Annotated in this window: 20 protein-coding genes; all 20 read right to left on the bottom strand. The window is 43.3% G+C overall.

Annotated features, from left to right (window positions below):
* Positions 1–5: 5 nt before the first annotated feature.
* The 20 genes from pgsA to CDO84_RS08000 all read right to left on the bottom strand — a co-directional run bounded on the left by pgsA (position 6) and on the right by CDO84_RS08000 (position 20,616).
* Positions 6–587 (bottom strand): CDP-diacylglycerol--glycerol-3-phosphate 3-phosphatidyltransferase, encoded by a 582-nt coding sequence (gene pgsA / locus CDO84_RS08095; RefSeq protein ID WP_014664019.1) that lies wholly within the window; start codon positions 585–587, stop codon positions 6–8.
* Between the two features lie 49 nt (positions 588–636).
* The gene (gene rodZ, locus CDO84_RS08090) at positions 637–1,551 is read right to left on the bottom strand and encodes a cell shape determination protein RodZ (protein WP_040083144.1); all 915 of its coding nucleotides are present in this window, start codon (positions 1,549–1,551) and stop codon (positions 637–639) included.
* An 18-nt stretch (positions 1,552–1,569) separates the two neighbouring features.
* On the bottom strand, positions 1,570–2,361 hold the full coding sequence (locus CDO84_RS08085) for a DUF3388 domain-containing protein (protein WP_040083145.1): 792 nt from the start codon (positions 2,359–2,361) through the stop codon (positions 1,570–1,572).
* Positions 2,362–2,490: 129 nt separating this feature from the next.
* Entirely contained in the window at positions 2,491–2,748 is a 258-nt protein-coding gene (locus CDO84_RS08080; protein WP_003245199.1) for a DUF3243 domain-containing protein, read from the bottom strand.
* A gap of 80 nt (positions 2,749–2,828) precedes the next feature.
* Complete coding sequence (gene ymfI / locus CDO84_RS08075; protein WP_040083146.1) at positions 2,829–3,557, bottom strand: elongation factor P 5-aminopentanone reductase; 729 nt, start codon at positions 3,555–3,557, stop codon at positions 2,829–2,831.
* Positions 3,558–3,611: 54 nt separating this feature from the next.
* Positions 3,612–4,898, bottom strand: a complete 1,287-nt coding sequence (yfmH, locus tag CDO84_RS08070; RefSeq protein ID WP_040083147.1) for an EF-P 5-aminopentanol modification-associated protein YfmH — start codon at positions 4,896–4,898, stop codon at positions 3,612–3,614.
* A complete protein-coding gene (gene yfmF, locus CDO84_RS08065) occupies positions 4,895–6,175 on the bottom strand; it encodes an EF-P 5-aminopentanol modification-associated protein YfmF (RefSeq protein WP_040083148.1) in 1,281 nt (426 codons plus the stop codon). Before yfmF ends, yfmH begins: the two co-directional genes overlap by 4 nt.
* A gap of 198 nt (positions 6,176–6,373) precedes the next feature.
* Positions 6,374–7,585 (bottom strand): bacillibactin exporter BcbE, encoded by a 1,212-nt coding sequence (gene bcbE / locus CDO84_RS08060; RefSeq protein WP_080478329.1) that lies wholly within the window; start codon positions 7,583–7,585, stop codon positions 6,374–6,376.
* A 136-nt stretch (positions 7,586–7,721) separates the two neighbouring features.
* Positions 7,722–8,447, bottom strand: a complete 726-nt coding sequence (locus CDO84_RS08055) for a GntR family transcriptional regulator (protein ID WP_040083149.1) — start codon at positions 8,445–8,447, stop codon at positions 7,722–7,724.
* A gap of 144 nt (positions 8,448–8,591) precedes the next feature.
* Entirely contained in the window at positions 8,592–10,955 is a 2,364-nt protein-coding gene (gene spoIIIE, locus CDO84_RS08050) for a DNA translocase SpoIIIE (RefSeq protein ID WP_040083150.1), read from the bottom strand.
* A 130-nt stretch (positions 10,956–11,085) separates the two neighbouring features.
* A complete protein-coding gene (gene tepJ / locus CDO84_RS08045; RefSeq protein WP_003231871.1) occupies positions 11,086–11,298 on the bottom strand; it encodes a YlzJ-like family protein in 213 nt (70 codons plus the stop codon).
* Positions 11,295–12,032, bottom strand: coding sequence for a translocation-enhancing protein TepA (gene tepA / locus CDO84_RS08040; RefSeq protein WP_014664011.1), 738 nt, complete (start codon positions 12,030–12,032; stop codon positions 11,295–11,297). The genes tepJ and tepA overlap by 4 nt, the downstream gene beginning before the upstream one ends.
* Positions 12,033–12,147: 115 nt before the next feature.
* Complete coding sequence (gene rnjB / locus CDO84_RS08035) at positions 12,148–13,815, bottom strand: ribonuclease J2 (protein ID WP_040083151.1); 1,668 nt, start codon at positions 13,813–13,815, stop codon at positions 12,148–12,150.
* 177 nt (positions 13,816–13,992) lie between these two features.
* A complete protein-coding gene (dapA, locus tag CDO84_RS08030; RefSeq protein WP_003245816.1) occupies positions 13,993–14,865 on the bottom strand; it encodes a 4-hydroxy-tetrahydrodipicolinate synthase in 873 nt (290 codons plus the stop codon).
* 30 nt (positions 14,866–14,895) lie between these two features.
* A complete protein-coding gene (dapG, locus tag CDO84_RS08025) occupies positions 14,896–16,110 on the bottom strand; it encodes an aspartate kinase (RefSeq protein WP_040083152.1) in 1,215 nt (404 codons plus the stop codon).
* A gap of 91 nt (positions 16,111–16,201) precedes the next feature.
* On the bottom strand, positions 16,202–17,242 hold the full coding sequence (gene asd / locus CDO84_RS08020) for an aspartate-semialdehyde dehydrogenase (RefSeq protein WP_014664007.1): 1,041 nt from the start codon (positions 17,240–17,242) through the stop codon (positions 16,202–16,204).
* A gap of 125 nt (positions 17,243–17,367) precedes the next feature.
* On the bottom strand, positions 17,368–17,970 hold the full coding sequence (dpaB, locus tag CDO84_RS08015; protein WP_040083153.1) for a dipicolinate synthase subunit B: 603 nt from the start codon (positions 17,968–17,970) through the stop codon (positions 17,368–17,370).
* Positions 17,971–17,972: 2 nt separating this feature from the next.
* On the bottom strand, positions 17,973–18,866 hold the full coding sequence (dpaA, locus tag CDO84_RS08010) for a dipicolinic acid synthetase subunit A (protein ID WP_040083154.1): 894 nt from the start codon (positions 18,864–18,866) through the stop codon (positions 17,973–17,975).
* Positions 18,867–19,051: 185 nt separating this feature from the next.
* Positions 19,052–19,309, bottom strand: coding sequence for a YlmC/YmxH family sporulation protein (locus tag CDO84_RS08005; RefSeq protein WP_014664003.1), 258 nt, complete (start codon positions 19,307–19,309; stop codon positions 19,052–19,054).
* Positions 19,310–19,386: 77 nt separating this feature from the next.
* A complete protein-coding gene (locus CDO84_RS08000) occupies positions 19,387–20,616 on the bottom strand; it encodes a M16 family metallopeptidase (RefSeq protein ID WP_040083155.1) in 1,230 nt (409 codons plus the stop codon).
* Positions 20,617–20,624: the final 8 nt, after the last annotated feature.

Below are 20,624 nucleotides of genomic sequence, written 5' to 3'. Positions count from 1 at the left end.
CTTTCTTAGTTAGATGTTTTTAACGCTTCCCAGTTTTTAGAGAAATATTCCCAGCCTGAGACGACAGTAAAGAAGACTGCTACCCACAGCGCCAAGTCAGCAAACGGGAATGACACAAGTTCAAATGGAAGATTGTGAAGAAGCAATGCGGATACCGCAATAATCTGTGCCCACGTTTTGATTTTACCAAGCATGTTAGCAGCTACGACTTCTCCTGTTCCGGCCAAAACAAGCCTTAAACCTGTTACAGCAAACTCCCTGCTGATAATCACAATGACCATCCAAGCTGGCGCGAGATCAAATTGAACAAGGATAATTAACGCTGCGGATACAAGCAGCTTGTCCGCAAGCGGATCAAGAAATTTCCCGAAGTTTGTTACGAGGTTCAGTTTTCGGGCATAATATCCGTCAACCCAATCTGTTGTAGATGCAATAATAAATAGAATGGCCCCCGCCAAGTGTGCGATCGGGATCGATTCGTCTCCAACTTCGAGCCTGCCCCAGTCAAACGGCGCCAGCATGATAATCATGAAGATTGGGATTAATGCGATTCTAGCTAGTGTGATTTTATTTGGTAAGTTAAACATAAAGCCCCTCCAATTTCATACTCGGACGTGAAGAAAAGTCATCTGGTAATTAAGATGACTTTTCTTCCTTTTTATTTACAATCTTTATGGTTTGTGCCATCACTTTTTTCGGATCAAGTTCATATGAAAGAACCTTGCCGTTGATTTTTATTTTCAGATTAGGTGCATATCCTGTGCGGATTTCAACCTGTTTCTGATCAGTTATATCTTTTTTATAGGTTTCGTCTTTTTTCAGCGTTCCTTCTTTTAAAGAGCTGCTGTTTTCATCGCGCACCCGAATCCAAGAGCTGTCCGCTGCCTTCAATTCAAGCTCGATTTTATCAGCGCCGGACACTTCATAAGTCGTTAACGATCCTTCAGTGCCAGCAGCTTTAATCTCCAGCTTTTTACTGTCATTTTCTTTTTTCTTATCTTCGTTTTCTTTCGTTTCTTTTTTAGTGTCTGTCTCTTTTTCAGAGCTGTTATTTTGATTCTCTTTCAGCGTTGAATCTTTAGGGATTTCGTACTTGCTCTCACTTTGCGTAATTGCTTTTTCTGATGCCGCATTGTGATCATCACTGTTTTTGTGATTCGCAAATTGAATGATCGCGTACACAATGGCAATCACGACAATCACGCCGAGAATGACAAGTATCGTTGGCAGCAGCTCCAGCGCCTTAGATGCTGGCTTTGGCATTTCCTTTTGAAGATTCATGCCAGAGATCTTTTCAGACACATCGTCATGATACGTATTCGGGATATCTTTTTTATGCTCCTCAAACAGCTGATCCGCATCAAGCCCAACGGCTTCTGCATATTGCTTGATGAATGCCCGAACATAAAACTTCCCCGGAATAATGTCATAGTTTCCTTCCTCCAAGGCGGTTAAATACCTTTTTTGAATCTTTGTTGCCGCTTGGAGATCATCCAATGACATTGCTTTTTCCTCTCTGGCTTCTTTGAGCCGGATTCCTAGTTCAGTCACAACAAACACCTTCCAATTTTAAAAATCAAAGCTTGAAAACCCGGGTTGATCAAACATTTGGGGTTCCTCGGCATGTTCATATGTAATAACCTCATCAGGGTCATTTCTCAGTTCAATAATATAATCAAAGTCATCTAGTGTATACTCTGTATTTTGAACGAATATGTCCGGATGCTCCACCACTTTTGTTGCCGGAAGCCGCATTATTTCTCGGACCAGCTGGAGATGGCGTTCCGATCCTCTTCGTGTTGACACAATTCCGTCAACGATAAAGACATTTTCAGTGCTGTATTCTTCGGCAATCAGCTGGCTTCTTATCGTCTGCTTCAGTAAGGTTGAGGACACAAACAGCCACCTTTTGCTTGCACACACACTGGAGGCCACAATCGATTCCGTTTTTCCGACACGCGGCATTCCTCTGATTCCGATTAATTTATGGCCTTCTTTTTTGAATAATTCGGCCATAAAATCGACTAATAAGCCAAGCTCGTCCCGTTCAAAGCGGAACGTTTTCTTATCATCGGCATCCCGTTGAATATAGCGGCCGTGGCGTACGGCAAGACGGTCGCGAAGCCTCGGTTCTCTAAGCTTCGTTACTTTAATTGTTTCCATCGTTTTTAAGATTGATTCTAATCGTTTAATTTGATCTATATGGCGGCACCTGAGGAGCATTCCCCTTCTGGAAAGATCGACGCCGTTTATCGTTACGATGTTAATAGAAAGCATCCCAAGAAGAGATGAGATATCCCCGAGCAGTCCGGGGCGGTTCACTTGAATTTCATATTCAAAATACCATTCGAGCTTTGCCAAATGATATACCCCCTTCATTGTGGCAAAATTTTACCTTCCTTTATCATAAAGCATTTTTCTCTAATTAGAAAGAAGAATGTTGCTGTGATGAGGAAAACATAAAAAAGAGAGGAAAAATCCCCTCTCTTCCTAGTGAGTGCTGTTATTTTCAACAAGCTTAACCATCATATTGGCAATGGCGTGCTGTTCATCTTTTGATGCTACACTCCAAAGATCTGCCAGCACTTTCTCCTGCTCGTTCTTAGATTCCACTTCATTAGCCAAGTAGCTGCCGATTTCTGTCGCAAGATCTGTAATCGTATCCTGGCTCATACCTTTATCTTGCGCATAGTTCAGACGGTCGCCAAGGAAGTTTTTCCAGCTATCCCAGTTTTCTAATACTGACATGCTTGTTTCCTCCATTTCATGTGAAGTTACAAGATTATTGTGTCCTTCGCAAAAGAAACTATACACCGAATATTTTCGGATCAGCAGTGCCAGCCGCCATTCACCGACAGAATTTGGCCGGTGATATATGATGCTTTGTCAGACAGGAGAAAAGCTGTTGCATCCGCAATTTCCTGCGGCCGGGCCAGCCGGCCGATCGGGATCTCATCAGCAATCTCTTCTTTTTCAGACGGGGTGAATTGATTCATCATATTTGTATCAACCGCGCCCGGCGCTACCGCGTTTACCCTGATTCCGCTTGGCGCCAGCTCCTTAGCCAGCCCTTTTACAAACGAATGCTGAGCTCCCTTTGCCATGCTGTACAGCACTTCACAGGATGCTCCAGTCTCTCCCCAAATCGAGCTGACAGCCACAATTGCTCCCGATTTATTCCGAATCATGCCTGGAAGAAGGTTTCGCGTCAGCATATACGGACTCGCCACATGGAGCTGAACCATTTCCTGGACTGTTACGTTATCCACATCCGTAATCAGCCCAAAATGGCTTCTTCCGCTGTTTAAAACAATCGCATCAATCGGCTGAACAATTGAACTTGTCAGCTTATCTGCCCCTTCTGGCGAGGACAGATCGGCTTGCAATATTTCCGCGTGCACGCCAAACTTCTCTCTTAGTTTTTCAGCAAGCTCCGCTGCCGCATTTTGATTTGTATTGTAATGGAGCAGCAGATTGTATCCCTTAGCCGCAAGGGTTTCGCTGATGCTTTTGCCAATGCCGCCGCTTGCTCCGGTGATTAGTGCTGTTTTGTTCATCCTCTTTCCCTCTTTCCGCACAAAAACACCCCTCACACTGGAGGGATGTTTTGTTTATGATTTAGGAACAACCTTGCATACAGTCAGTCTGTCTGCAGCAATTTCCTCTTGTATGACTTTCTGCACATCCTCGATAGTAATCTGCTCGAGTACCGTTACGACGTCAAACAGGCTCATATCCAAGAATGCATAACGGGTAAATTGATTGGCGATGTATTCAGGGGAATTCAGCGCTTTTAAGAATGTACCGATCTTTTTCTTTCTGGCCAGTTCAATCTTTTCAGCGGTAATCAATTCGCCCGCGCGCAAAAGCATGCTTGAAACGTCTTCAGCCAATTGATCAGGATCAGGCGTATCTCCGCCGATCGCTGCAAAACCGAACCCATATTCAGCAGTAAAATCAAAGCTGAACGTTTCGTCAATATACCCTTTTTCATAAAGTGATTCATACTGGGCAGAGCTTTTGCCGAAAAGAGCTTCAAGCAATAAGTTCATAGAAAGTTCATGCTTTAACAGCTCTTTGCCTAATCTAAACGGGTTCTTTGATTTTAGCCCGACAAGGCATTTCGGTCCCTGCACGTTCATTTTGATCTCTTTTTCTTTTCGGAAAACCGCTTCTTGCTCTTTCACTTCTTCACGCTTGATTTCCGGCTGATCGGTATACGGCTTTTTCTCCTGATTTTCTCTGACCTGGGAAATGATCGCTTCAGGATCTACCGGGCCGACAATGAATAGGAGCATGTTGCTCGGGTGATAAAACGTTTCATAGCATTCATAAAGAAGATCTTTTGTAATATGTGAAATGCTTTCCACTGTTCCCGCTATGTCAATTCTGACAGGATGCTCTTTGTACATGTTTTCAATGACTCCGAAGTAAAGCCTCCAATCAGGATTATCATCGTACATGTTAATCTCCTGCCCGATAATCCCTTTTTCTTTTTCAACCGTTTTTTCAGTGAAATATGGGTCCTGCACGAAATCGATGAGCGTCTCTAAATTGCGTTCAACATTTGATGTGCTTGAGAAAAGATAAGCCGTTCTTGTAAATGACGTAAACGCATTGGCAGAAGCACCCTGTTTGCTGAAATCTTGAAAAACGTCTCCGTCCGCTTTTTCAAACAGCTTATGCTCAAGAAAATGGGCGATCCCGTCCGGCACGTGAACCATCTCATTTTTATCTAAAGGGACAAACCGGTTATCTATTGAGCCGTACTTTGTTGTAAAGACCGCATATGTCTTGTTGAAGCCTTTTTTCGGCAAAACGTATACGTCAAGGCCGTTGGACATTTTTTCATGATACAGCGTCTCCTGAAGCTGTTCATATTCGATTGGTTTGATCAAGATGCTCCCTCCGTCCCTTTTAAGAAATAAGTCGTATCAAGCTGAATCTTTTCGCCGGCTTTCATGATATCCTCTTTTGTGACATTCTCAATATTGGCAAGAAAGTCTTCGATAGGAATCTCGACTTGAGCAGCGGCCTGCTGATATAAAAATTCATTTAAACCGTATGCAGTATCAATCGTTTCCAGCACTTGATTGCGAATGACGGCTTTTGTCTGTTCGATGTCCTGCTCACTGAAATCGCCGTTTTTCATTGCCTGAAATTGCTCCGCAATAATTGAAACAGCCTGGTCGTAATTTTTCACTTCAATGCCTGACATCACCATTAACAAGCCTTTAAAACTTTCTATACGTGAAGCAGCGTAGTAAGCAAGGCTGGCTTTTTCCCGAACGTTAATGAAAAGTTTAGAGTGAGAGAATCCGCCGAACAATCCGTTAAACACTTGTAAAGCCGGATAGTCCTGATCTGTATAAGTGATGCCGGTGCGGTAGCCGATATTCAGCTTTCCTTGTTTGACATCTTCCTCATCAATCACTTCTTTTGCCTGAACTTTTTCATCAGCCCGATTGTTTTCAATCATGTCAAGAGTGCGCTCTTCGGTTTGGAAATACTTATCAATGGCCGTTTGCACCTGCTTACTGTCCACATCACCAACAACATAAAGATCAAGCTGGTCTTTTTGGATAGCGCTTTGGTATGTTTCGTATAATTGCTCGGCCGTAATGTCATCGACATCGTCGATTTCACCATTGACATGGAGCGCGTAAGGCTCATTTTGGCACATTTCCTGTATCAGCCTTAAATTCGAGTAGCGCATTTTATCATCATAGACGGCTTGGATTCTTTGCTTAAGCGTCCGTTTTTCTTGAGCCACATATTGTGCCTGAAAAGCGCCCCCCTCTAAAGCAGGTGAAAAGACGATTTCTGCGAGAAGCTGAAGCCCTTTCTCAAGAAGCGGTGTTTGGTCTTTTAAATATTTTTCATTCGGGATTTCAAGCCTGAACGTAATGACGTGCCGCTCTCCTTTTTTCGTAAGATCCGCCGATACTGATGTACCGTACAGCTCATCCAAATAGGAACGCAATTCTGAGGTTTTCGGATGGCTTTTCGTTCCGCGAAGAAGCACATGCGGGAGAAGCGCTCTTTTGGTGACTTGATCCTTTGTCAGCGGCGCAAGCATCTTAAAAATAAGCGAGACGGTTTTAAATTTTTCTGTTTCTACAATGTGTGCGGTTAAACCGCCGTGCTTTGTTTTGAGTTCATTAACATATGACATATGGAACCTCCTTCGTTCATTTCTTCATTAGTATGTATTATGACCAATTTTAAGCATACGCAGAAACACTCTTTCATGTAATTATAGCAACTGTAGGATTTATAAGGAAACAATAACCTCCGCATACGGTATAGTAAGTTCTTTTCCAATCTCGGCGATGGTTGGAACCTGCAAGGGCGCGCAAAAAAAGACGGTTGGCTAGACCGTCCCTAAGTTTTTTTCTTCTTCTTCACTTTTTTTAGCATCTATAGTAAATAGCACTAAAAATAAAGAAACAATGCTGCAAAACGCCGAGAGGATGAAAATAATCCAGTTTGCATTTGACATTAATGCAGCAAAAACAGGCGGGCCGAGAGCCACTCCTATAAAGCGCATGCTATTGTAGAAGGAGGATATGGTTCCGCATTGCTCACTTTCAATTCCTTCGGTTATCAATGCATCTAAAGCAGGAAGAGCCATGCCAATCCCAATCCCGCCAAAGCTTAAAAAGACAAATAAAAAATAAAAACTGTGGTTCCACCACAAGGCAATAAACGACAGGGTTAACAGAATCATTCCTGTCACAACGCAAAACTTCATTCGGCCTTTATCTTTACCGATCTTTTTTCCAGCTATAAAAGAACTGGTTGACAAAAACAAAAGTGGGATTGCCAGTAATCCGCCTTTAGCTACTCCGTCAATGGCATACTTGTTCTCCAGCGTATCTGACAAATAAAATAATACGCCAAATAACAAAAACATAATGACACACCCGATAATGAAGACCGTATAAAGCCAGCGCCCATCCTGTTTAAAGATTTTCTTCACGCTCTTGATAAACTCAGAAACCGCAGGCGCATCTTCATCTTCTTCAGGCTTGGCCACTAAAAACAATACGAGCAAAAAGCTGATCAAACAGAAAAACGGAATAAACCAAAACGGTACGAACCAGTACCAAGAAGCCAGTAATGCGCCAAGTATGGGACTCAGTACCTTCCCTGACGTGTTAGCGGTTTCAATATCTCCAAGTCCAGCGCTGACCTTTTCATCGTCTCCTTCAAACAGGTCACCGATAAACGGCATGACGATAGGAGCGGCACCTGCAGAACCGATGCCTTGAAGAACACGCCCCGCCAAGATCATAGCATAAGGATTTTTCATGTAGGTTGAGGCAAAAGCAGCTACCACTCCACCTAATCCTGCAATGAGAAGACATGGAAGCAATATTTTTTTCCTCCCGAAACGATCCGACAAATATCCGGCAATCGGAATGCAAATAATTGCCACTACTGAATATACAGTAATGATTAACGACACTTGAAATGAAGTCACCGACAGCTTTTTTTCCATCATCGGAAGAACAGGAATCAGCATGGAGTTCCCGAGTGTCATCACAAGCGGGACGGAAGACAATGCAATAATATTTTTCATTCCATTTTTCTTTCTCAACATTTTCACCCATTCACTTTCTTGTCATCTCTTATATATTGCGTTAACCGGAATGAAAGTATGTACAAAGAAACATGAATCAGTGCAAATAAAAAAACAGACACACTAGCGTCCGTTTTTAGAATCGTTTACGCAAAACATGAAATCTGAATTTATCCGCTCTGAAATAATTTAACGAGTAAAGCACCGGTTTATCGTGCTGATCGTAATGGGTTTGTTTTAACAGTAAAAGTGCTGTTTCCGGATCGCATTCCAGCACTGGAGAAATGGTATCGTGATAGCCGATCGGTTCTATATCAGTTACTGCATAACTGATTACGGAGCCTGAATTTTTCTCAAGCAGGTCAAACATAGATTCTTGCTGATGAGAAAAAGAATTCGGCAAAATATTCATCGGAATTTTGTCTACACAATATACAATCGGCTGTCCGTCAGCTGTCCTAACACGTTCAAGGTAAAAAAGTTCTTGCCCTTCTGCCAAATGAAACCTCTTCGTATCATCCTCAGACGGCATAAGCACTTGTGATGACAGAAAAATCGTGCCAGGGGTCATATTTGCCTGTTCTATCATCTTCGTTACACTGTTCAGCTGTTCAATGCCCGAAAGAAATAACGGCTTAGAATGGACAAAAGTGCCTACACCATGCCTTCTGATAATCACGTGCTCTTCTTCCAATATCCGCAAGGCTTCTCTTAGCGTCGCTCTGCTCACACCTAGCTTTTTGGAAAGCTCAAATTCAGAAGGCAGCTTTTCCTTCTCAGTGTAGATCCCATTTTTTATATCCTCTTTAATTCGTTCAATTACTTTCAAATACAAGTGCCGATTATCAGCTTTTGTAGACATGTTTCCCCTCCGTAAACCACTTTCGATAAAAATTATTGAACAATTGGGACAACTATATCATGTTTTGTCGAAAAAATAAATAGAAAGCTTATCAGTTTACATAATGTTATTATTGATAACTAAAGGAGAATGGAACTCCCTTCATTATGAAGAGAGCTCATCATATTTCTCTTTTGATAATAAGACTTCCCTAGGTTTGCTGCCTTCATACGGCCCGACAACGCCGCGTTCCTCCATTGCGTCAATCAGGCGCGCCGCTCTCGTATAGCCGATTCTGAATCTTCTTTGCAGCATTGAAACAGATGCCGTCTGCATGCCGACGATTAATTCAACAGCTTCATCATAAAGTTCATCAGTAACCTCTGAATGAGTTTCCGTTGTCTCCTCAGGAATCATTTCTTCTTGATATTGCGCTTTCTGCTGCGTAATCACATGGTCGACGATCTTCTCCACTTCGTCATCCGACAAAAATGCTCCTTGTACGCGGACAGGTTTGTTAGCCCCTACAGGTAAAAACAGCATATCGCCGCGGCCAAGAAGCTTCTCAGCGCCGCCCATGTCAAGAATGGTCCTTGAATCCGTCTGCGAAGATACGCTGAACGCGATTCGTGACGGAATGTTCGCTTTGATCACCCCTGTGATAACGTCCACCGAAGGCCGCTGCGTCGCAATAATGAGATGGATGCCGGCAGCCCGCGCCATTTGGGACAATCTCGTAATCGAATCTTCCACATCAGACGAAGCGACCATCATGAGATCGGCAAGCTCGTCCACAATGACAACAATATAAGGAAGCTCCGGCTGTTTCGCTCCTTCTTCATTGTTGGCGCGTTTTATATAATCATTGTATCCTTCAATATTTCGTGTGCCCGTATGAGAAAATAATTCATACCGCCGCTCCATTTCATTGACAACCTTTTTCAAAGCCTGCGATGCTTTTTTCGGATCGGTTACAACCGGAGCAAGCAGGTGCGGAATCCCGTTATAGACATTCAGCTCTACCATTTTAGGATCGATCATCATCATTTTCACTTCATGCGGTTTTGCGCGCATTAAAATACTTGTAATAATGCCGTTGACACAGACACTTTTTCCGCTTCCGGTTGCGCCTGCGACCAAAAGGTGGGGCATCTTATTTAACTCAGCCAATACAGCTTCACCTGAAATATTGCGGCCAAGTCCAATTAACAGCTTCGCATCCGGCCTGTCATTTAATTTAGACTCCAGCACTTCCTTCAGCGAAACCATTGCCACTTCTGCGTTTGGAACCTCAATTCCGATTGCCGATTTGCCTGGTATAGGCGCTTCGATCCTGATATCCTTCGCAGCAAGCGCCAGCGCTAAATCATCGCTTAAATTGACAATTTTGCTAACCTTCACTCCGACATCAGGATACACTTCGTATTTTGTTACGGCCGGCCCGAGATGAACCTGTGTGACTTTCGCCTTTACGCCAAAGCTTTGGAAGGTCCGTTCAAGCTTTCTCGCATTTTCATAAATATTCTTTTTATCAGCCTGCTGGCCGGTATGCTTTGGATCTGCCAGTAAATCCAGTGACGGCATCTCGTAATCCTTATTTTCAAGCTCCGTAAAGGTCATAGGAGGAGCAGAAACAGTTTCCTGATCACCTGTCTCTGGTTGGATGTCCTGAAGCGGCTCCGATACAGGTTCGGTGCGATTTTCTATAACTGGAGACTCATCCTCTTCATTACGATCAGAAAAGCTTGAGATAATTGGTTCTGAATGGACAAGAGGCGATTCTGTCTCAGAATCCCCTTCTTCATCAGAAGGCTCCGGTTCCATTTGCTGTTTTTTGCGGACCGGTTTTTGTTTTTTGCTAGGCGCTTTTGTTTTTTTCGATGACTGCATATTTGATTTGACGGATTTCATATCATCAATAAATGCCAACCATTGTTCTTTTATAAAGCGTCCAATCGGGCTCATCCACTTTTTCAGCGTTTCTTGCAGTGATCGTCCTGTGACTAAAATCATGCCGATCAAAATCATGACAATCGCCATGATCTGAGAACCAGTTGACGCAAACAAGAAGTGTGAAGCTGCAAACAGCAGCGCACCGATCATCCCTCCGCCTAAATCAGGAGAAGCAGAGCTGCCATTCATGTCCATCAAAAACAATTCCCACGTATTGCGGACCACGCTTGCGGACTCAATAGTCCCTTTGTGCGTCAAATTTTTAAACAGCTGCACGTGAGAAAGCAGCAATATGCTTGCGATGATACAGTACAACCCGGCCTTTCGTCTCGTTAATAGGCTTGGGGTTTTCTTCTTCCAAAACAGCGAGACTCCTAACACCAATAAACCTAACAAGCATAAAATAAACCACTCTCCAGCAAAAAAGCGGAACAAATAGATAAATGTTTGCCCGACTACCCCCAGCTGCAAGATTGCGATAATTGAAATGGCTATACACAGCAGTCCGTTGAGTTCGTATTTTATATTGAGCTGTTTCGCCTGTTTTTTTCTTGATTTTCGTTTTTTCTTTGCCACACTCATCACCTTACTGCGTTAAAAAATGTAAGTTCATACATAATGAAGAAAGCAGCCGTTTACAGGCTGCGTTTTTTCTGTAGGATTCCCCTATTATAGCATATTTTGCCCTTAAAAAAGGATTGGATTCTTATACGTTTAATTTCAGCTTTTGTCCCGGTGAAATGTCCGGATGCAGAAAATGCATTGGGTTTGTGCTCATAATTTGAATGACTTCCGCTTCATTTCCTTTCATTTCGACCAGAAGCGGTACACCTTTATATTCTATTTGCTCATGTGCGCTCGTTTCTTGGTTCTGTTCTGCAAACACAATTTCCTGCGGCATCACGGTATACAGAATCATTGGATCATCCGTCCTTCTTCTTTCCTTGCTGCCTCTATGAGCTCATTCAGTTTATTGATTGCCTGTCCGACGCCGCCTGCGTGATCAATCAATCCGTATTCAACTGCATCCTTACCAACTACATTTGTTCCGATGTCGCGTGTTAAGTTTCCTTTTGAAAACATTAGCTCTTTAAATTTCTCTTCAGTTATATTGGAATGGCTTGTTACAAATTTAACAACTCTTTCTTGCATCTTATCCAGGTATTCAAACGTTTGCGGCACCCCGATGACTAGACCGGTGAGCCTAACGGGGTGAATCGTCATCGTTGCTGTTTCGGCGATATAGCTGTAATCACAGGATACAGCAATCGGAACGCCGATGGAATGACCCCCGCCAAGCACGATAGAAACGGTCGGTTTCGATAAAGATGCCAGCATTTCCGCAATTGCTAGACCGGCTTCAACATCTCCTCCCACAGTATTTAATATAATCAGCAGGCCTTCAATTTTAGGATTTTGTTCAATTGCCACAATCTGTGGGATGACATGCTCATATTTTGTTGTTTTGTTTTGCGGAGGGAGCTGAACATGGCCTTCTATTTGTCCGATTATAGTCAGACAATGAATATTTGTATCTTGGGGCAGCTGTGGAAGTGACGTTTCACCAAGCTGCTGTATTTTATTCATAATGCTGTCTTTCGCATCATTTTTTTCAGAACGCTCTTCTTCTGTATTTTCCATACGATGATCCATCTCGCTTTCACCCTTTCCGAGTTTCTCTTTGTATTATGAACAAAGATACTCAATTCAATCCCGGCTTAAAGGGCAAAAAAATAAGACCGGAGCTGCTCCGGTCTTTAGTCAGTCATTATACTTCCATAATAATTGGGATGATCATCGGTTTACGTTTCGTTTTTTCATAAAGGAATTGGTTCAAAGCATCCCGCATTGCCTGCTTCAGCGTTGACCATTCAACATTTGATGTTTCAGTCGCTTCTGTCACGATGGAACGAACAAGCTCAGTAGCCTGTACGATAAGACCTTCAGACTCTCTTACATAAACAAAACCGCGAGTGATAATTTCTGGTCCTGATACAAGATGTTTCTTTTGTTTATCAAGTGTAATGACAACGATTAAGATTCCGTCCTGTGAAAGCAAGCGGCGGTCTCTCAATACGATATTGCCGATATCACCGACACCTAGCCCATCAATTAAAATATTGCCGTAAGGAACTTTATCCCCGATTTTTACGTTTTGGCCGCGGAACTCAACGACGTCTCCTTTTTCAATTAAGAAGATGTCACTGCGCTTCATGCCGGTTTCTTCAGCGATTTTTGAATGGGCTTTTTGCATTCTGTATTCGCCGTTTACAGGAATTAAATATTTTGGTTTAAGCAGATTGATCATCAGCTTTAACTCTTCTTGTGAGCCGTGGCCTGATACATGAACACGCTTTTGGGCAAAGATGACTTGTGCACCGGCTCTCGCAAGTAGGTCCACTGTTTTTGAATAAATAAGTTCCTGCCCGGGGATTGGAGTTGACGCAATGACAACCGTATCCCCTTCTTCAATGTTCAGCTGTTTGTGAGCTTTGTTTGCCATTCTTGTAAGGGCAGCTAATGGTTCACCTTGGCTTCCGGCTGTAATAATGGCCACTTCGCGCTTCGGATATTTCTTGACATCCTGTATAGAAATAAATAATTCATCATCTGCTTCAATGTATCCTAACTTTCTTGCCAGCTGCAGGACAGATTGAAGATTTTTTCCGGCTACGGCAATCTTTCTGCCATTTTGAGCCGCTGCATGAATGACTTGCTGAATCCGGTTAATATTGGATGCGAAAACAGCAATAATCACCCGGTTCTCTGAATTATACAGCGCATCCGAAATTTCTCCGCTGACAGCCGATTCAGAAGGAGTATAACCCGGCCGTTCCGCATTTGCACTGTCAGAAAGCAAGGCGAGCACGCCGCTATTGCCGATCTTGGCGATCTCGCCAATGTCGCACGTCTGATTAAGTGCAGGTGTTTGGTCAAATTTGAAGTCTCCCGTGCATACAATAGATCCAAGTGATGTTTTAAAGCTCACACCTACAGAATCAGGGATGCTGTGAATCGTTCTAAAGAACGATACTTTTGTCGATTCAAATGTAATGACAGATTTGGAGTGAATTTCTCTTAAATCAGTTTTTCGGTTATGTCCGTATTGTTTTAATTTCTCTCTTAACAGCGCAAGCGTCAGCTTTGTTCCGTACACTGGAACGGACAGCTTGTTTAATAAGTAAAAAACGCCGCCGATATTTTCATCGTGCCCGTGCGTTAAAAAGATTGCCTTGACGCGATCAGCCCGTTCAATCAAATATGATATGTCAGGAATCACCACATCAATACCGAGCATTTCATTTTCTGGATGCATAAGGCCGGCATCAACGACAAATATGTCTGAGTCAATTTCGATGACATAAAGGTTCTTCCCAATCTCTCCGACACCGCCAAGGGCGATAATTCTAACGTTTTCTGTATTTTTCTTTTTCAAAATCTATATCCTCCTAGTCTCATACCCGTCCATCATCACTTGTTCCTATTATAACTGAAAGTAAATTTAGAAAACAAGATAAAGCAGAAGGTTTAGGGAAAACCAATATGTAAAAGAAACGGTCAAACTCAGCTGAATGTGAGAATGACCGCGTTTGTTTCACTGTATGAAATTTTCTTACAGTTCGCTGATCGTGCTGCTTAAGCTCAGACGTTCATCCTCGGTTAACGGGACAAGAGGCAGACGCACAGAACCGACATCAAGACCTCTCAGCTGAAGCGCTGTTTTGACTGGAGCAGGGTTAGGCGCTTTAAACAGTTCCTTCATAATCGGCAGCAGTTTCTGATGAATCAGTGCCGCATTAGCTGTTTGCCCATTCGTATAATTTTTGATCATTTGCTGCATATCAGTGCCTGCGATATGGCTCGCCACTGACACAACTCCTCTTCCTCCAACTGAAAGAATTGGAAGCGTCAGAGCGTCATCCCCTGAATAGACATAGAAGTCTTCAGGCGTTTCAGCAATAATTTTTGTAATCGCTTCGAGGTCGCCGCTCGCTTCTTTAATCGCAACAACATTCGGAATGTCTGCCGCCAAACGGATTGTCGTTTCAGGAGCCAGAGAAGCAACCGTACGGCCCGGAACATTATAAAGCATAACCGGAAGTGATGTCTCTGCTGCAATTGCTTTAAAATGCTGGTACATTCCCTCTTGGGAAGGTTTATTGTAATACGGCGTAACAAGCATAACAGCGTCCACGCCTGCTTCCTCAGCTTTTTTTGTCAGCTTAATTGAATCTTTCGTATTGTTGCTTCCAGTACCGGCGATAACCGGAACCCGTCCGTTTACTTCTTTTACCGTATATTCAAAAAGCGCAATTTTTTCTTCAGTTGAAAGGGTTGGAGATTCTCCAGTTGTTCCCGCTACTACTAAAGAATCCGTTCCGTTTTTCAACAAGTAGTCAATCAGTGTAGACAGTTTTTGAAAGTCTACGTTCCCTTTATTGTCAAAGGGTGTAATCATCGCTGTAGACACATTTCCGAAATTCATTTTATTCACCTCATCATGATTCAATCACATTTACTTGGAAAGTTCAAACACTTCATGCAAAGCGTTTACAGCAGGAACCATATCCGCTTCATGGACGAGCACCCATATCGTCGTATGGCTGTCAGCCGACTGAAGAATCGGAATTTCTTTTTCTGAAAGAGCTGACACAATTTTGGACGTAACACCGGGAACACCCATAATGCCCGCACCGACCGCCGATACCTTCGCGCAGTTTCTTGTTACCATTGGATCATAGCCCATATCCATTAAAATACGCTGAGCTGTTTCTGTTTTATTTCCGGCTACCGTATAAACGATTTCACTAGGTGTAATGTTAAAGAAATCGACACTGATTCCCGCGTTCGCCATTGCCTTGAACACTTCAGTCTGAACATTATACTGGCCGATTTTTGAAGGCACCTTGAACTGCGTGACATCTTTGACATGAGCGATTCCCGTAATCAGCCTTTCAAAAACATCACTGCCGACCTTGGAAGAGTGATGTGATGTCACCAATGTACCTTTATCCTTCGAATAAGTCGAACGGACGCGGATCGGAACCTTGGCCTGCATCGCGATTTCCACAGCACGCGGATGAATGACCTTAGCCCCCTGATACGCTAGGTTGCAGATTTCCGTATACGTCACGACAGGAAGCGGTTTCGCATTTTCCACAACTCTTGGGTCTGCAGTCATTACGCCTTCTACATCGGTGAAAATATCGATGTATTCTGCATCAACAGCTGCTCCGAGTGCGGCTGCAGACGTATCACTGCCCCCTCTGCCGATTGTTGTTGTATCACCTTTTTCAGTTGCGCCCTGGAAGCCTGCGACGACCACCGCATCATGATTGGCGAGCACACCGAATAAACGCTCCGGTCTCATTTCAATGATTTTCGCATTGGTATGCTGATCATTCGTTAAAAAGCCAGCCTGAGCCCCTGTCAGCGCAGCTGCTTTCACACCGTTATCAAGTAGCATGCTTGTAAATACGACAGAGGAAATGGTCTCTCCGCAAGATAAAAGCAAATCCTGCTCCCTTGGAGAAATCGCTGACTGATCGCCGTAAAGCAGCCCCAGCAAAGAATCTGTTGCATACGGGTCTCCTTTTCGGCCCATCGCTGAAACGACAACGACGACCTTATATCCTTCACTGATTGCTTCTTTAATATGCTCTAAAGCCAGTTTGCGGCCTTTATCATCTTTTACTGATGTTCCGCCGAACTTTTGAACAATTATCTTCACTGTTTTCACTCCAAATTATTCGGACGTAACAGAAGAGAGCAGGCTGATAGTGCCTTACTCTCTTCTATTCGTCTTTAGGAAATTCTCTCTTTTATACGAGGTTTAGTTTTTTCAGGCTTTCTGCAATTTGAACAGAGTTCCATGCTGCGCCTTTTAATAGGTTATCAGAAACAACCCATAAATGAAAACCGTTTGCTCTGTCCAAGTCTTTGCGGATGCGGCCTACAAACACATCGTTTTTGCCGACAGCATCAGCAGGCATCGGATAAAGCTGCTGGCTCGGGTCATCCTGAAGTGTCACGCCCGGAGCTTCTTTTAATAGATTTTTAATATCTTCAACTGTAGCGTCATCACGGTCTATTTCGATGTAGACAGACTCTGAGTGCCCAGTTTGAATTGGCAGTCTCACACATGTAGCCGCTACTTGAAGGTCAGGCATGTGCATGATTTTTTTCGTTTCATTGATCATTTTCATTTCTTCAAACGTATAGCCGTTATCCTGGAATTTATCAATTTGCGGAATCGCGTTGAAGGCGATTTGATAGTGTTTTTTGTCACCTTTTACAGGCATGATCTCAGGCTCTATTTCTTCTTTATTTAAAATTGCCTGTGTTTGGCTGTAAAGCTCTTTTACAGCTTCATTACCCGCTCCTGATACTGCCTGGTAAGTTGATACGATGACTTTGTTTAAGCCGTATGTTTTACGGATCGGCTCAAGAGCCGCAACCATTTGGATTGTAGAGCAGTTTGGATTGGCAATAATGCCGTTGTGTTCATGCAAGTCTGCCTCATTCACTTCTGGCACAACAAGCGGTGTATTTTCGTCCATGCGGAACGCGCTCGTATTATCTATAACAATAGCGCCGCGTTTTACAGCTTCTGGTGCCAATGCTTGTGATACGCTTCCGCCGGCGCTGAACAAAGCAATATTTACCCCTTCAAAGCTCTCAGGAGAAGCTTCCTGAACAGTCAGCTCTTGGCCTTTAAACGTGACTTTTGTCCCCGCAGAGCGTTTTGAAGATAGCAATGTAAGTGTGTCCATTTCAAAGTTTCTGTCTTCAAGTGTTTTAAGCATTTGTTGTCCCACAGCCCCTGTCGCTCCGACAACAGCTACGTGTAAACCTCTTCCCATCTGTAAAACTCCTTCCGCCAATCAGCTTCATTGAATTGATTTGACTATGATTTTACGTTTTATTTTACCATAGAATATGCGGGTGATGACCGAATTTTTTAGTTTGGGAATGATTTTCTGTAAATTTAGTCATTTCCCTGATAATTCTCAACGAGAACCGGCTGAAGCTGCTGGTGCAATAGTGCCTTTTCAATCGTTTTCGGAAGCAGATCCATTTTGGCTACCATTGAATTCGGTTTTTTAAATGGATCGTCTTGCCCGAATGGAATAAAAAAGATATTTTTTGTTGACATGAGCCTCATTAAATTTGTACCGTTTAAACCGAGTGCATCATTTGTTGAGATACCTAGAACGACTGGCCGATTGTTTCGGATTGTCGCTTTTGCCGCCATCAGCACCGGGCTGTCCGTCATGGCATTTGCCAGCTTGCTCATTGAATTGCCTGTTAAAGGCGCAATGACCATGCAGTCAAGGGGCAGCTTCGGCCCAAGGGGTTCTGCCTTTACAATCGAATCAATGGCCTCATATCCAGTCAGGTCTTCAATTTTTTTAACCCATTCTGCACCCTCTCCAAATCGGGTATTTGTGGATTTTACGTTAAATGTGACAACCGGACGAACTTCAGCTCCTTCGTTGACCAACGCCTCAATTTGCGGAAAAACCGCTTCATATGTGCAATGCGACCCGGTCAGCCCGAACCCGATTCTTTTTCCTTTTAATGACGACATCCTTATTTCCCCTCCTCAGCTTGTATTTCAGCCAAAAGCTTGCTCAAGACGTTTGCAAGGATTTGCCCAGCTGTTTTAGGAGCGACGATCCCTGGAAGGCCGGGAGCAAGAAGTGCTTTAATCCCCTGTTTTTCGGCATATTTAAAATCCGTTCCTCCGGGACGTGAGGCCAGATCCAATATTAAGGTTTTCGGTGTCATACAAGAAAGTATCGCTTGATTTAAAATCATACTCGGTATGGTATTAATGCAAATATCTATATCTTTCACATGCTCTTTCAGCTCATCGGTATGAAAAGGAACGAGCCCCATTTCAGTGATACGTGCCAGATGCGCTGAACTTCTTGCCCCCACTTTTACATTCGCCCCGAGCGCGGCAAATGTCCGGGCAATCGTCATCCCGGTGCGCCCGAGACCGAGAACGGCCACCTGAGATCCGTGTATCGTATAATCCGTGTGCTGAATAGCCAGCATAATCGTTCCTTCTACTGTCGGAATAGAGTTGTATATCGCAATGTCATCCCGCTCAAACAGCTTAACAAGTTTTCTTTTTGCCTGAGCTGCAATGTTTTCTAAATAGGCATTAGAAATACCTGAGAAAATGACACAATGTGCAGGCGTTTTGTTGAGATGCTCCTGTTTTAACACAACCTCTTCATTCGAAAATACAGTCGATACGACACCTTCTCCTGTTGTTGCGGATACTGGGAGAATGATGCTATCTATTTGTTGAAAAGGAATTTCATCAATATTGCATTTTACTGCTCCGGTAAAACCGTGATCCAATTGGTCAAACCCGACAAGATAGATGTCAGCCTGCTGTTCAGTGAGCTTTCTTATAATTTCGAGCTGTCTTGCGTCACCGCCGATAACTGCAATTTTCAATCCGGTTAACATTCTAAACGTTCACCTTCTTTGTATATACTGGATCTCTAGTTGTTAAGCTCCCCTTCATCTTATGATCAAAAGGAAATACCGGTGAATATAAAAGATGCGCTTTTTCCATATAAAAAAACATCGGCTGCCAGAGCCGATGTTTCAGATGTCTTCTTTAGAACCCGCATTACAGACAATTAGGCGATTTACTCTTGTCGAGGAGACATTTCCTCAGGTACATCTAATATGATCATATCTGATCCGATCTTTTGAATATGATGCCATGGGACGCGAATGTCATGACCTTGTTTTCTTAAACCAAACCACTTAACTGTGGGAATGAGAAGTGCTGTAATTTGTCCATCCTGTTCATTAATTTCTAAATCGGTCTGGCCGAGCACTCCGAGCCGTTCAGCTCTTTTGATGTCTACAATTTCCTTTCCTGATAATTCACTGAGCCGCATGTCTGTCACCCCCTTGTACTATGTATGATGGAAAAGATTAAAAAATGCCTGCCCCATTATGGGGCAGGCTTTCCTTTTTAAGATGGCATATTGCCGGAAGGGCTGATCAGTGCTAATGCATAGTCTTCGGTGAACAATTGTCTGGCAAGGCCGTTGACACGCTCTAAGTTCACGGCGTTTAATTCATTGATGATCTCATCTAATGTTTTATGTTTGCCGAGAAGCAGTTCATTTTTCCCGTTTCGGCTCATTTTGCTGTTTGTGCTTTCTAAGCTCAGCATTAAGCTACCCTTCATTTGCTCTTTGCTGTTTTCCAGCTCTTTCGAAGTAATGCCGTCACGTTTTAATGTAGCAAGCGTTTCTTGAATTGTTTCTGACAGCTGCTGAAGCTGATTTGCACCCGTTCCGCCGTAAATCGTTAGCATTCCGCTGTCCTCATACGAGCTGTGGTAGCTGTAAACAGAATAAGCAAGTCCTTTATCTTCACGGACATCTTGGAACAGCCGGCTGCTCATGCTGCCTCCGAGCACATTGTTGAGGACGATTAAATCATAAATACGTTCATGGCCAACCTCTAAGCCTTTAAATCCGAGGCACAAATGAGCCTGCTCTGTTTCTTTTTTCCTCGTCAGTTTTTCCGTGTGGAACTCAGGCTTCTCAAGTCCTGTCGCTTTGCCTTTCGCCTCGTATGAACCGAACCATTTTTCCACATCTTTGATAAAACTGTCAGATATATTGCCCGCTACCGAAATCACCACTCGGTCCGGTGTATAATAATCATTCATGTATTGTCTGAGAGAGTCACCGTTAAAGGAAGCAAGCGTTTCTTCCGTGCCAAGAATTGGGTAGCCTAAAGAATGATTGCCGTAAGTGGCTTTGCTCAGTAAATCGTGTACAATGTCGTCCGGCGCATCTTCGTACATTTTAATTTCTTCATATACTACATTTTTCTCTTTTTTCAGCTCGTTTTCATCAAACGTTGAATGAAAGAACATATCTGCTAATACGTCCAGCGCGTAATTCGCATGCTCGTCAAGCACCTTTGCATAGTAGCAGGTATATTCCTTTGAAGTAAACGCATTGACTTGACCGCCAATACGATCAAAAGATTCTGCTATCTCACGTGCAGATTTTGTGCTCGTCCCTTTAAAGAACATGTGCTCTAAAAAGTGAGAAATTCCGTTTATCTCCGGCGTTTCATGTCTCGACCCTGTGCCGATCCATACGCCGATCGCAACAGAACGGACTGTCGGGTTATTTTCCAGCACAACTCTTACACCATTTTGACACGTATATCGTTTAATCAAATTTGTTC

This window comes from Bacillus sp. MD-5, assembly GCF_002201875.1.
In the GTDB taxonomy this organism is placed as follows: Bacteria; Bacillota; Bacilli; order Bacillales; family Bacillaceae; genus Bacillus; species Bacillus stercoris.
This window is presented reverse-complemented; position numbering and strand designations above follow the sequence as displayed.